The sequence below is a fragment of the Pseudomonas sp. PB101 genome (assembly GCF_009764265.1).
In the GTDB taxonomy this organism is placed as follows: domain Bacteria; phylum Pseudomonadota; class Gammaproteobacteria; order Pseudomonadales; family Pseudomonadaceae; genus Aquipseudomonas.
In genome coordinates, this window is the sequence record NZ_RWIR01000011.1 from 94657 (window position 1) to 107365 (window position 12709).

The 12709-nt window shown below is 63.2% G+C and carries 8 protein-coding genes; 3 read left to right on the forward strand and 5 right to left on the reverse strand.

The window, feature by feature from the left end:
• Positions 1 to 2: 2 nt before the first annotated feature.
• From EI969_RS03455 to EI969_RS03475, 5 genes are all read right to left on the reverse strand, one after another.
• Positions 3 to 1064, reverse strand: coding sequence for an ABC transporter permease (locus EI969_RS03455; protein ID WP_160385943.1), 1062 nt, complete (start codon positions 1062 to 1064; stop codon positions 3 to 5).
• Positions 1057 to 2628 (reverse strand): ABC transporter substrate-binding protein, encoded by a 1572-nt coding sequence (locus EI969_RS03460; RefSeq protein ID WP_160385944.1) that lies wholly within the window; start codon positions 2626 to 2628, stop codon positions 1057 to 1059. The genes EI969_RS03455 and EI969_RS03460 overlap by 8 nt, the downstream gene beginning before the upstream one ends.
• Before the next feature lie 10 nt (positions 2629 to 2638).
• A complete protein-coding gene (locus EI969_RS03465) occupies positions 2639 to 3838 on the reverse strand; it encodes an LLM class flavin-dependent oxidoreductase (protein ID WP_160385945.1) in 1200 nt (399 codons plus the stop codon).
• 1224 nt (positions 3839 to 5062) lie between these two features.
• Positions 5063 to 5809, reverse strand: coding sequence for a class II aldolase/adducin family protein (locus EI969_RS03470; protein WP_160385946.1), 747 nt, complete (start codon positions 5807 to 5809; stop codon positions 5063 to 5065).
• A 15-nt stretch (positions 5810 to 5824) separates the two neighbouring features.
• Positions 5825 to 6880: an ABC transporter substrate-binding protein gene (locus EI969_RS03475; RefSeq protein WP_160385947.1), complete on the reverse strand. Its 1056-nt coding sequence runs from the start codon at positions 6878 to 6880 to the stop codon at positions 5825 to 5827.
• Between the two features lie 432 nt (positions 6881 to 7312).
• On the opposite strand from EI969_RS03475, the gene EI969_RS03480 reads away from it, so the two are divergent.
• The 3 genes from EI969_RS03480 (at position 7313) to EI969_RS03490 (ending at position 12375) form a co-directional block, all read left to right on the forward strand.
• Positions 7313 to 8578: an acyl-CoA dehydrogenase family protein gene (locus EI969_RS03480; protein ID WP_160385948.1), complete on the forward strand. Its 1266-nt coding sequence runs from the start codon at positions 7313 to 7315 to the stop codon at positions 8576 to 8578.
• Between the two features lie 154 nt (positions 8579 to 8732).
• On the forward strand, positions 8733 to 10514 hold the full coding sequence (locus EI969_RS03485; protein ID WP_160385949.1) for an ABC transporter ATP-binding protein: 1782 nt from the start codon (positions 8733 to 8735) through the stop codon (positions 10512 to 10514).
• Positions 10507 to 12375 carry an ABC transporter ATP-binding protein gene (locus tag EI969_RS03490; RefSeq protein WP_160385950.1) on the forward strand — a complete coding sequence of 623 codons (1869 nt, stop codon included), beginning with the start codon at positions 10507 to 10509 and terminating at the stop codon, positions 12373 to 12375. Before EI969_RS03485 ends, EI969_RS03490 begins: the two co-directional genes overlap by 8 nt.
• The last annotated feature ends 334 nt before the right edge of the window (positions 12376 to 12709 follow it).

Sequence of the window (12709 nt, forward strand, 5' to 3'; positions counted from 1 at the left end):
TCTCAAGGCGCCTTGGGTTGGGAGCGTCGCCACCAGGGCTGGATGCCCCGACGGTTGCGCCGGATCAGGGTCACCCGGCGGGCGGTGCGCAGTTTCGGCGTCAGCAACACGGTCAGCAGATCGGCCAACAGATTGATCAGCACCACGCCCAGCGTGATCGACAGCACGATGGCCTGGACCATCGGCAGATCACGCATCTGGATCGCCGAGTTCAGTGAGGTGCCGATGCCCGGGTAACTGAAGATCACCTCGGCGAGCAGTGCCCCACCGATCAGGGTGCGCAGGGTCAAGGCCACGCCCTGGATCGCGGGTATGAGCGCGTTGGGCAACGTGTGGCGCCAGACGATTCGCCACTCGGCAATACCGCGCAGCCTCGCGGCGATGACGTAATCGGATTCCAGCGCTTCGATCATCGACGCTCGCACCATGCGCGTCAGGTACGGCAGGGCTGACAGACTCAGGGCCAGCACCGGCAGCACCAGAAACTGCAACTGGCGCAGCAGCGACTTGTCCGGATCGATAATCGACACTGCCGGCAACACGTCCATGTGGGGCATGGAAAACAACAGGACCAGGCCGATGGCCAGGAGAAAACCCGGCGTGGCCTTGAGGAAAATCAACAGCGACAGGCACCAGCGATCAAGGCGACTGTCACGGCGCAAGGCCAGCGACACACCGAGCAGCAACGCCGCAGGCACCACCACGGCAATCACCCCGGCCAACAGCGCCAGCGTATAGCCAAAACGGCCGAACAGAATGCTGCCAACCGGTGCGTTGGAGTCGAGCGACACCCCCAACTCGCCACTCAGCGCGTGCCCGAGCCAGCGCAGGTATTGCTCCAGGATCGGCCGGTCCAGGCCCAACTGCCGTTGCAGGGTGAGGATGCTTTCCAGCGGTGCATCGGGCCCCAGGATCACCCTCGCCGGGTCTGAGGGCAGCGCCTGGGTCGCGATGAACACCACCAGGCTGATCACCCACGCCGTCAGCAGGCCATAGCCCAAACGCCCGATGAACCACGACAGCCAGGCCGGTGTGCGTGGAGGTTTGCAGGACGGATCAGGCATGGTTCACCCACATTTCATCGAAGCGCCAGGAGGCAAACGTCGTCTGTTCGGGTGCCAGTCCACCAACCCGCACGGAAGCAGCGTCCAGCACGTCGTTGAAGCCCCAGATCAGCAGCCCGCCACGGTCGTGCTGGATGCCTTGCGCTTCATGCACCAGTACCCGGCGCTGTTCCAGATCGGGCTGCGCCAGGGCCTGTCGGTACAACGCGCTGAAGCGCTCATCATGGAAATTGCTGCGGTTGTAGATGGCCTGCGGGGCGTCGTTGTGCAGCGCCGAAGCCAGGAACCCCCGGGCCGGCGTGGAGCCTGGCGACATCAGCCAGTTTTCACGTTGCGGGCCGTTGAACACCGAGCCATCGACCTGAGTGACCTTGATCTCGACCCCGGCCTTCTTCGCCTGTTGGGCAAACACCAGCGCCGCGTTGACGCCAGGCCCCGGTGTGGTGGTCAGCTCCACCCGCAGATCGTTCTGCCCGGCCTGGCGCAACAGCGACCGCGCCTGATCCAGGTCGAACGGACGCTGGGCAATGCCGTGGTTGTACGTCGGGTCATGGGGCGAATACAGGTCATTGGCGATCCGCCCGAAACCATTGAGCCCGCGCTCGACCAGCTCGCGACGGTCGGCCAGCAGACGAAATGCCTGGCGCACTCGCTGATCCTGAAACGGCGCCTTGGCCAGGTTCAGGTTGAATCCGGTAAACGAAGTGCTCGGCGATGCGTACAACTTGAGTCGTGCGTCAGCCTTGAGCAGCGCGCTGTGCTCGGCCTGCACGCCGCTGGCGACATCGATTTGCCCGGCGCGCAGGGCCGCAGCGCGGGATACCTGATCCTTGAACTCGATGATTTCCAGCTCATCGGCATAGGGTTGACCGGGTTTGTAGTAGTTATCGAAACGCTGGTAGAGCGAGCGCTGGCCGGGGATGAAACTTTTCAGTTTGTACGGCCCGGCACCGACCGGATTGCTGACCGGGTCGTAATCGGTCGGCACGATGCCGCCGAAACTGATCAGGGTCTCATCCAGCGGATAGAAACTTTGGCCCTCCTTGAAGCGAATCTCGATGGTGCGCTCGTCCAGTTTGCGCAAGGCGTTGCGGTCGATCGCCCCCACCAGGCCGGCAAATGGCGACGCCAGTTTCGGGTCCGTCAGGCGCAGGATCGAGAACAGCATGTCGTCGGCGCCGATGCTCTTGCCGTGGTGAAACTCCAGCCCCGGCTTGATGCGAATGGTCCAGGCGCTGGCATCGGCATTGGGCTCGGCAAACTCCGCCAGGGCCAGGCGCGTGCTGACGTCGGTGTTCCATTCCCAGAACTTGCTGTACAGCGCCCAGCCGCGAATGATCCCGCCGCCCACCGGTTTGTGCGCATCGAGATTGCCCGATTGATCGCCGTCGATAATGCCGACCCGCAAGCGCCCGCCGTGCACCGGGGTGCTGGACAAGGCCGCTGCGCCACTGACTGCTGTGCCACTGTCGCAACCGCTGAGCAGGCTGCCGCCCAGTATCAGGCCACCGCCGACCGCCAGGCCGTTGCCGAGAAACGTACGGCGGGAAAATCCCTCGTTCATGACTGAATCCTCAGGCCCGCTCGACCACGTTGCTGTATTGCGCCACCGGCGTGTCAGCCCGCAGGCGCGGCACGTCGAAACCGTGATCGAGGTCCAGCAACGGGAACAGCAGGTCCGCGACCCGGTGCGCTTCATCGATCAGCGGAAAACCCGAGAGAATGAACGCTGACGTGCCTTGTGCTTCGTACTCACGAATCCGCTCGGCAACCTGCTCGGCGCTGCCCACCAGATAAGTGCCTGCGGCCGGGCCGAGGATGTTGAAGCCGAACAGGCTCGGGCCGAGCCAGACGTTGGGATAGATCTCGAGATCCCTCGCCTTGGGCAGGCGACCTGCACGGACGGCGTCGACGTTGCGCTGGATTTGCGGGTCGTCGCTGTGGAAGCTGTCCAGGGTTTGGCCGGGTGGCAGTTGCCGTTCGATGGCCGTGCGCGCGGTTTGCAGCGAGGTGCGCTGCAAGAGTTTTTCGGCGTGGGCCCAGGCTTCCTCTTCGGTCTCGCGGACGATGATTTGCAGACGCGTGCCGAAGGTCAGCTCACGGCCGATCTTTGCAGCCTCTGCCGCGACTTTGCGGAACTTCTCCCCGAGTTTCGGCGGGGTGTTGGCGAAACTCAGGTAAACATCGAGCAACTGCACCGAATGGGCAACGCCGGGCCCCGAGGTGCCGGCGCCCCACAATGGAATGCCGGGTTTCTGTTTGGGCGGATGCCAACCGCCCAGTGGATGACTGGCAGCAGCCGGTGAGCGAGGCGCGAGCTTGACGTATCGACCGTCATACCCCGACGTGTCGCCGGCGTAGAAGTCCTGGAAGGCGCGCCAGTATTCAAGACTGAAGTCATAACGCTCGTCGTGAGGGTAGTGCACGCCAAGGGTGGCCAGGCCGGCGTCGTTACCATTGACCACGTTGAACAACAGGCGACCGTTGGAGAATTGATCGAAAGTCAGCGCCCACTTGGCCAACACCGCTGGCGACAACTCGCCAGGGTGTTGCGCCACGAGAAAACGCAAACGCCGGGTGGCATCGATCAACGCGGCTGAAACAGCCAGGCTTTCGTTGGGGCTGGAGCCCAGCAACGAACCGTAATACCCCAGGCGATCACTGGCCACGGCCAGTTGTTTCAGGTGCTCGAAATCAGTTTTCCAGCGCCCTTCGGGCTCCCACGGATAAGGCCCGTCAGGGGTCGTCAGGTACCAGAGAATTTTTACAGCCATGGTGGTATTCCTTGAGTTGTGTATCGACCTTGCGACCGCCATCGCCCCCTGTGGGGAGACGGCTTGCCGGCGATGAGTCCTGCGAGCCTTGCGCCAATCCCGCGGACGCCATCGCTGGCAAGCCAGCTCCCACAGTTCAGTGTTGCGAATACGCCCTTGTAGGAGCCGGCTTGCTGGCGATGGGGCCTTCGAGCCTTGCGCCAACCTCACGACCGCCATCGCTGGCAAGCCAGCTCCCACAGTTCTGTGTTGCGAATACGCCCTCGTAGGAGCCGGCTTGCTGGCGATGGGGCCTTCGAGCCTTGCGCCAATCCCGCGGACGCCATCGCTGGCAAGCCAGCTCCTACAGTTCAGTGTTGCGAATACGTCCTCGTAGGAGCCGGCTTGCTGGCGATGAGGCCTTCGGACCTTGCGCCACCCCACGACCGCCATCGCTGGCAAGCCAGCTCCCACAGTTCAGTGTTGCGAATACGCCCTCGTAGGAGCCGGCTTGCTGGCGATGCGGCCTTCGAGCCTTGCGCCAATCCCGCGGACGCCATCGCTGGCAAGCCAGCTCCTACAGTTCAATGTTGCGAATACGTCCTCGTAGGAGCCGGCTTGCCGGCGATGAGGCCTTCGAGCCTTGCGCCAACCTCACGACCGCCATCGCTGGCAAGCCAGCTCCCACAGTTCAGTGTTGCGAATACGCCCTTGTAGGAGCCGGCTTGCTGGCGATGAGTCCTTCGAGCCTTGCGCCAATCCCGCGGACGCCATCGCTGGCAAGCCAGCTCCTACAGTTCAGTGTTGCGAATACGCCCTCGTAGGAGCCGGCTTGCCGGCGATGCGGCCTTCGAGCCTTGCGCCAATCCCGCGGACGCCATCGCTGGCAAGCCAGCGCCTACAGTTCAGTGTTGCGAATACGCCCTCGTAGGAGCCGGCTTGCTGGCGATGGGGCCTTCGAGCCTTGCGCAAATCCCGCGGACGCCATCGCTGGCAAGCCAGCTCCCACAGTTCAATGTTGCGAATACGCCCTCGTAGGAGCCGGCTTGCTGGCGATGAGTCCTTCGAGCCTTGCGCCAATCCCGCGGACGCCATCGCTGGCAAGCCAGCTCCTACAGTTCAGTGTTGCGAATACGCCCTCGTAGGAGCCGGCTTGCTGGCGATGAGGCTTTCGAGCCTTGCACCAATCCCGCGGACGCCATCGCTGGCAAGCCAGCTCCTACAGGAGGTGTGGTGGTCGGTGGATCAGGTGCGCCGGTCGATGGCAGGTACCAGGCCCAGTTCGGTGGCTCTGTCGTACAGGCCGCTCATTTTCCATTGCTGGGTCAGAACGCCCGGGCCGTAAGGACGGGAACCGCCCAGGGCATCGGCGAGCAATTGCAGTTGCGCGCCCTCTTCCAGCAACAGGATGAATTCGGCAGTGGCGCGCAAGCCTTGCTTGCCCCACACGGTGGAACCGCCATTGGCTTCCAGGATCGCCAGGTTGAAGGGGTTTTCAGCGATCTTTTCCAGAATGAAATCGACTTCCGGCTGACGTCGGTCGATGTACACCGGCAGCTCCCGGGCCAGTTGATACCGCTGCACCGGCACGTAGTGGAACGGCAGCGTGCGATGGGTTTGCGCCCAGGCACCCAGGTACGGCGAATGCACGTGGGACACGGTGGTGATGTCCGGGTGCTGCTGGAACAGTTTGGTGTAGCGCCCCAAGCCACCCTTGCCTTTGCCGTAGATGACTGTGCCTGCAAAGTCGGTGACCGTGGCCTGCAGTGGTTTGCGGTAGTTCCACGGCCCGCCATAGTTGACCGACACCAGCAACTCCTGGCCCGGTACGCGCTCGATGAAACCGACGGTGCCATTAGCCGTGATGGTGTTGGTTTCACGGAACACGGTGAAGGCTTCTTCAGCCTCGATCAGCACCTTGTCGATAAAGTTCTTCAGTTCTTCACTGATCAGTTGTTCGTTGATTGGTTTTTCGTAGACGAGAGTGGTCATGGCAGATCTCCGGATTCAGGCGCGGCGCTTGGCCAACAGTTCATGGGCAGCTTGCAACGGGCGCGGATCGACCCAGTCGGCGATGGAAAAATCGCGTTCCAGGAAGCCGTGCAGATAGAGAAAGTCTTTCTGGATATCGAGAAACTCAAGGCGCTGTGAGGACAGATCCGGCGCCAGCGTGGTGTGGAACTCGCCGCGATAGGCCTCGGCGACCCCGGCGCTGCCGGCGCGGGTTTCTTCCTCGAGAATGGCGTTCAGTGCCTGCCGATTGTTGGCGGCCCAATCAGCGGCGCTGAGGGTTTGTGCGAGAAAACGCACCACCAGGTCGAAGTGGTTGTCGAGCAGGCTCTGGTGGACAGTGATCGGACGCGGTGTGCCGTTGTTGATGCGATAACGGGGCTCGGCGATCAGGTCCAGGTCGATGCCCACCACCAACCCGAGACGCCGCGCCGCATCGGCAGCGGAAGCGCCCTTGACGTAGACCGCGTCCACCTCACCCCGCACCAGGTAATCGAGCCCTGACCACAAACGCTGCAAGCCTTCCTGCGGGCTCGCCGCGCGCTCCTGATCCTGCAACGCGACTTCCACCAGTTCGACATCGTCGAACCCCAGCCCGGCCAGGCTCAGCGCGCCTTTATAACCGTGCAGGCTCATGGCCCGGGCGATACTCCCCGGACGGGTTTCACCCCAGGCCGGCAGTGCCAGGCGCTTGCCCTTGAGGTCTTGCGGATGACGAATGCCGGAGTCGGGGCGAACCAGGATGGTCTGCCATTCTTCGATCCAGGTCAGGCCGATCAGACGACTCGGCGCACCCGCCGCCCGGGCGGCCAATGCCGGGACGTTTCCGCCTTCGCGAAACAGCCCGGGCAGCTCGTGATCGTAGTGGTGATGACCCAGTTGACGGGCCTCCTGCAAGGTCGAAACCGGCAGGCCGTCGGCAGCGAATTCTTCGCTGAGCCAGCCGAGTTTGTAGGCGATTCCGGAGGCCGTCGGCACCGGACAACGGGTGAACCAGATCTGCTCGAGTTCAGCTGTGGTATCGGGTCGGGTGTGTTTGGCAGCAAGCGTCATGGGCAGCTCCATCTGGGTTGGCAAGTGACTGTTGCCGGAGCTATTGCAGCGCCCGTGCCAAGAAACGAAAGCCGCGGTTCATGGGGCTTTGCGCCTGTACCCGGATGCCCGACCACTTTCAATTGCTGGCCTGCCAGCAGCATTGCGCGGCGACTGCTGCTGATCGAGCAGGGGGCTGCTTCCACAGCAGCACCCGTGCCTCTCGCAGACTGATAAACCCCGCGTCAACAGGCTCCAAAGCCCTTGGCGCAGAACTTGCTCAGCCCCTCTCAACGCCCGAAAAACTCCCCCCCCTGTAGGAGCCGGCTTGCTGGCGATGGCGTCGACGGGATCGGCGCAAGGCTCGAAGGCCAATCGCCAGCAAGCCGGCTCCTACAGGGGACAGGTGTGATTTTCGTGGCCATCAGCCGATCAATTATCAGAGGTAGAGCAATGAGCAAGGTCGAACACAACCCCGGCGGGCAACTGATCCAGGAGCAGGCGCCGATCCGCTTGCTTCAGAGCGAAGCCCAAGCCATCGCCGTGGCGAAGGAGATCGCCGTGGAGATCGCCGAAATCGCCGCCGATGCCAGTCAGAACGGCCAACTGCCCCGGCGGCAGGCGCAACTGCTGTCCGAAAGCGGCCTGACCGCCATTGGCGTTCCCAAGGCATTTGGCGGGCTGGGTGCCTCGGTGGAAACCATCGTCGAAACCGTGCGCATCATTTCCGTAGCCGACGGCGGCGTCGGTCAATTGCTGCAAATCCACAACGTCATGCTGCGCGGGATTTTCACCGGCTACTCCGAGGACATTCGTGACCGGTTGATCCGCGATGTATTGGCCGGCAAACGTTTCGGCAACGCCCTGGCTGAAGTGGGTGGCAAGAACAAGTTCGCGCTCAAGACGCGGGTTGAACGGCGTGCCGACGGCAAGCTGATCCTCAACGGCAGCAAGTTCTACTCCACCGGTTCCTACCTGGCCGAGTGGATTTCCCTGACAGCCGCCAGCGATGACGGCGGCGCCGGCGTATTGCTCAATCGCAACGCGCCGGGCTTGACCCTGGTGGATGACTGGGAAGCCTTCGGCCAGAAAAACTCGGTCAGCGGCACAGTGATCTTCGACAACATCGAACTCGACGAAGGCTTCGTCTCCCAGCGCAAGGGACCGATGAAGCGCACCGGCCTGACCTTCCCGCAGATTCTGCATGCCGCCATCGACACCGGCATTGCCGAAGGCGCGCTGTCTGCTGCGGTGGACTACCTCAATCATAACGCCCGTCCCTGGGTGGAAAGCGGTGTCGACCAGGCCAATCAGGAGCCGCACATCATCAAGCAGATCGGCGAATACGCCGTGGCCTTGCGTGGGGCGCAATCACTGTTGCGAGACGCTGCACAGGTGTTCGACCAGCACGAACTGGACCCGGACAACAAAGCGTTGCAGGACGAGCTGATTCTTTCGGTGGCCACCGCCCGCGCCCACTCCGACGCGGCCTCGCTGAAAATCTCCAGTGACATCTTCTCCCTGCTCGGTGCCAGTTCATCGCTGACCAAGTGGAACCTCGACCGCTTCTGGCGCAATGCCCGGGTCCATACCACCCACGACCCGATCCGCTGGCGCCTGCATCACGTCGGTAACTACTACCTCAATGGTGTCGATCCGGGCGAATACACCGCGATCCTCAATGCCAAGGAGAAACAGGGGGCTACCAGCCCGGCATAGAGCTGACGGCCCCCTTCGCCAGCAAGCCGGCTCCTACAAGGGCGTATTCACAACACTGACCTGTAGGAGCTGGCTTGCCAGCGATGGCGTCATCAATACCGCTACAAATCCACAGGCCCCATCGCCGGCAAGCCGGCTCCTGCAGAGCTATTACATGATCGAAAAACATCCCCTGTTACGCTGCCTGGCAATTTATCGGGAAATGCCCTGGCGCTTCGCCCTGGTGGCGGTGCTGTTCATTGCAGCGAACCTCGGGCTGGTCTGGCAACAATGGCTGATCGGACACGCGGTGAACGACGTCAGCGCCGGCCGCGCGGTGATCCGGCAAGCCGATGGCAGCCTCGACGCCAGCCTTGGCTGGTACTGGCTGTGGCTGATGCTCGGCGTGGCCCTGGGCCGTGGCGTGTTGCAATACGCCGCGAGCGTGTTGTCGCTGGTGCTCAGCCAGGAACTGCTGACGCGCCTGCGTGAACGTATCCTGCAACAGGTACAGACACTGCACCTGGGCTACCACTGGCAACACGGCATGGGGGAAATGATCACCCGCACCACCCGTGATGCCGACAAGGTTCGCGATGCCCTGATCAGCTTCTGGCGGCAGGTGGTGGAAACGCCGCTGGTGGTACTGGCAACCGTCGGCCTGCTGAGTTGGTACAACCTGTTGCTGGGGCTGGTTCCACTCTTGCTGACGGTGTTCGGCCTGTGGATCTTTGTGCGCCAGACCGAACGCCTGGTCAGTCTCGACCGGGCCGTCGGCCAAGCCTATGACCGGGTCAACCAGGACCTCAGCGAAGGTATTGGCGGCGTGCGGGTGATCAAGTCGTTTGGCCTGGAACACCACCGCATCCAGCGTTTCGCCACGCAGGTGGCGGTGTTCGCCGACCACGCCCGCGACGCCCTCGCCTATTCCAGTTCGCGGATACCGCTGCCCCAGGCCGTCGTCGCATTGGCGCATGTGTGGATTCTGGTCTACGGCGCCCACCTGGTGGCAAGCGAACGGCTGGGCATCGGCGAGCTGGTCACCTCGCTGCTGATTGCCACCACCCTGGTGTTTCGCATCGAGGGCATCGGCCGCGTCATGCAGACGTTCGCCGACGCGCGCTCCAGTGCCGAGCGGATCTGGCAACTGCTGGACGAGCCGGCCGCCATCCGCAGCGGCAATGCCAGCCTGCCCGACACGCCGCTGGGCTTGAAACTCGAGCATGTCTGCGTCAGCGCCCCCGGCGGCGGCCTGGATATCCTGCAGGACTGTTCGCTGACGCTGCAGCCGGGCGAAATCGTCGCGCTGGTCGGCGCGACCGGCACCGGCAAAAGCCTGTTGGCCAGCCTGTTGCCGCGCCTTAGCGACATCAGCTCCGGGCGCCTGTCGTTGGGCTCGAACAGCGCCGGCTGGCAGGACATTCGTCAGTTGAACCTGGACGAACTCAGGCGACGGGTTCACGTGGTCCCCCAGGAAAGCTTTCTGTTTTCCGACACCCTCGCGGCCAACCTGCGCCTGACGGCACCGCACGCCAGCGATCAACAATTGCTTCACGGTCTGCGCCTGGCCGCCGCGGAAGATGTGCTCGAACGCCTGCCCCAAGGACTGGCCACGCCGCTGGGCGATCGCGGCGTGACGCTCTCTGGCGGCCAGCGCCAGCGCCTGAGCCTGGCCCGTGCGCTGCTCGGCGAGCCGGACATCCTGTGCCTGGACGATGCCACCAGCGCGCTGGATGCGATCAGCGAACGCCAGGTGCTGAACAACATTCGCCAACTGCGTCGTGAACAGGGGCGTGCCACCACCTTGCTGGTGATCTCCAGCAAGCTCTCGACCATCCTCCTGGCGGACCGCGTGCTGATGCTCCAGGACGGCCGGATCGCCGCCAGCGGCACCCATGCCGAACTGTTGAAAACCTCTCCTGATTATCGCGACCTGCTAGGGATCGACCATGGCTAATCCAATCGCCGGCAAAGCCTTGAGCGATATCGAAATTGAAGAAATGCTGGCCAAAAAAGCCCTCGACCGCAGCATGTTCAGTCGGCTGTTGCCGTTGTTGAAGCCGATTCGCCGGCACATTTTCGCGGTCATCGGCATTGAGCTGTTGCTGGTATTCACCGTGTTCCTGCGCCCTTGGTTCGTCCGTGAACTGCTCGACCGTGGGCTGATTCAACAGGGCGGTCACTGGTTGCTCGATGAGCGCCTGGTACTTTGGCTCGGCCTGGGGTTGGCGGCCAGTTGGCTGGGGCGTTTCCTGCTCGCCGGGGTCTCGCAGTTCGTCGCCGGCAGTGCGGCGATCCGGGTGTTGAATGACCTGCGGGTGCGGGTGTTTGCCCATGTCCAGAGCTTGAGCGTCAGTTATTTCGACCGGACCAAGGCTGGACGGATCATTTCCCGAGTCGACCGGGATGTCGATGCCCTGGAACCGCTGTTGATTCAGGGGCCACCGGAGTTGCTGGGCGCGCTGCTGCGCTTCGGGCTGGCCTCGGTGATGCTGTGGCGAATCGATCCGCGATTTTTTCTCAGTCTCGCTGCGACGGTGCCGTTGCTGGTGCTGGCGACCTGGAGTTTCAAACGCATCTCCCAGCGCAACTGGGCCAGGGTTGCCGAGAACCGCAGCCGCTTCACCGCGCATCTGGTGGAAAGCGTCAGCGGCGCGCGCATGTTGCAGCAGTGTGCGCAACAGGCGCCGAACCTGCGGCGTTATCGCGGCCTGCTGGATGACTTCAACCAGGCGCTGATCCGTGGCAGCCTGCGGTCTGGCTGGTTCGCTCCCTTTACCGCGCTGCTCAGCTCGGCCGGCATGGCCGTGCTGTTGCTGGTGGGCGCGTACGGCCTGGCGCAGGCGGATGTGACCGTGGGCCAGATCGCCGAGAGTCTGTTTTATGTATTCCTGTTCCTCGGGCCATTGCAGGAGCTGTCGGACCTGTTCGAGCGCTACGCCACCGGTTCGGCTTCGGCGCAACGCATCTTCCTGTTGCTCGACACCCGCGCGCAAATCAACGACAGCGCCACACCGCAACGCGTGGGCAGGGCCCGCGGCGAGGTGAGCTTTGAACAGGCGCGCTTCAGCTACGATGCCAACAGTTCGACGCCGGTGATCAACGACCTTGACCTGCACATTCCTGCCGGCGAAGTGTTGGCGATTGTCGGCCCCTCGGGCCATGGCAAGAGCACGCTGGTGCAGTTGCTGACGCGTTTCTACGAGGTGCAATCGGGCGCCGTCAGGCTGGACGGCATCGATGTTCGCAACCTGACCCAGCATGAACTGCGGCGTAACGTCGGCGTGGTCCTGCAGGACAATGTGTTGTTCAGCGGCAGCATTCTCGACAACCTGCGCCTGGCCTCCCCCCACGCCGACGACGCGAGCCTGATTGCGGCGGCCCGGGAGTTGGGTGCGGACGAGGTGCTGGAGCGCCTGCCGCACCAATACCAGACCGAAGTCGGACCACTGGGCGGGCACCTGAGCCATGGCCAGCGGCAATTGGTCTGCCTGGTGCGCGCCTACCTCGCGGACCCTGCGGTACTGGTGCTGGACGAGGCGACCTCGGCCGTCGACATCCATACCGAGCGCCGCATCCAGCGAGCGTTTCGCCGGCTTTGCGAAGGTCGCACGGCCATCATCATCGCCCATCGCCTGGCAACCATCCGCGATGCCGACCGCATTGCGGTCATCCGCCACGGTCGCCTGGTCGAACAAGGCCCTCACCGCCAATTGATCGATCAGGGTGGCGCTTACGCGGCGCTGTACCAGACCTACCTGCGCAGCGCCGAAGCGGGCGCCTCGATTGACGACATCGTCGCCACCGCACCGGCGTAATCAACACTGCCATCGCCCGTAGGAGCCGGCTTGCTGGCGATGGCAATCTCCAGAACACCACCAAAACCCGCCTGCTGCATCGGCGTTATTAAAATCGCCATCGCCAGCAAGCCGGCTCCTACGCAATCGCGGACAACACACATCCCCTGTGGGAGCTGGCTTGCCAGCGATGGCAATCTCCAAAACACCATCAAAACCCGCCTGCTACATCGGCGTATTCAAAATCGCCATCGCCGGCAAGCCGGTTCCTACGCAATCGCGGACAACACACATCCCCTGTGGGAGCTGGCTTGCCAGCGATGGCAATCTCCAAAACACCATCAAAACCCGCCTG

What these genes read in the sequence shown, in the direction of transcription:
- EI969_RS03475 (WP_160385947.1), bottom strand. Translation starts at nt 6,880, where the DNA reads ATGACGCTTGCTGCCAAACACACCCGACCCGATACCACAGCTGAACTC.
- EI969_RS03465 (WP_160385945.1), bottom strand. Translation starts at nt 3,838, where the DNA reads ATGGCTGTAAAAATTCTCTGGTACCTGACGACCCCTGACGGGCCTTAT.
- EI969_RS03455 (WP_160385943.1), bottom strand. Translation starts at nt 1,064, where the DNA reads ATGCCTGATCCGTCCTGCAAACCTCCACGCACACCGGCCTGGCTGTCG.
- EI969_RS03490 (WP_160385950.1), top strand. Translation starts at nt 10,507, where the DNA reads ATGGCTAATCCAATCGCCGGCAAAGCCTTGAGCGATATCGAAATTGAA.
- EI969_RS03480 (WP_160385948.1), top strand. Translation starts at nt 7,313, where the DNA reads ATGAGCAAGGTCGAACACAACCCCGGCGGGCAACTGATCCAGGAGCAG.
- EI969_RS03485 (WP_160385949.1), top strand. Translation starts at nt 8,733, where the DNA reads ATGATCGAAAAACATCCCCTGTTACGCTGCCTGGCAATTTATCGGGAA.
- EI969_RS03470 (WP_160385946.1), bottom strand. Translation starts at nt 5,809, where the DNA reads ATGACCACTCTCGTCTACGAAAAACCAATCAACGAACAACTGATCAGT.
- EI969_RS03460 (WP_160385944.1), bottom strand. Translation starts at nt 2,628, where the DNA reads ATGAACGAGGGATTTTCCCGCCGTACGTTTCTCGGCAACGGCCTGGCG.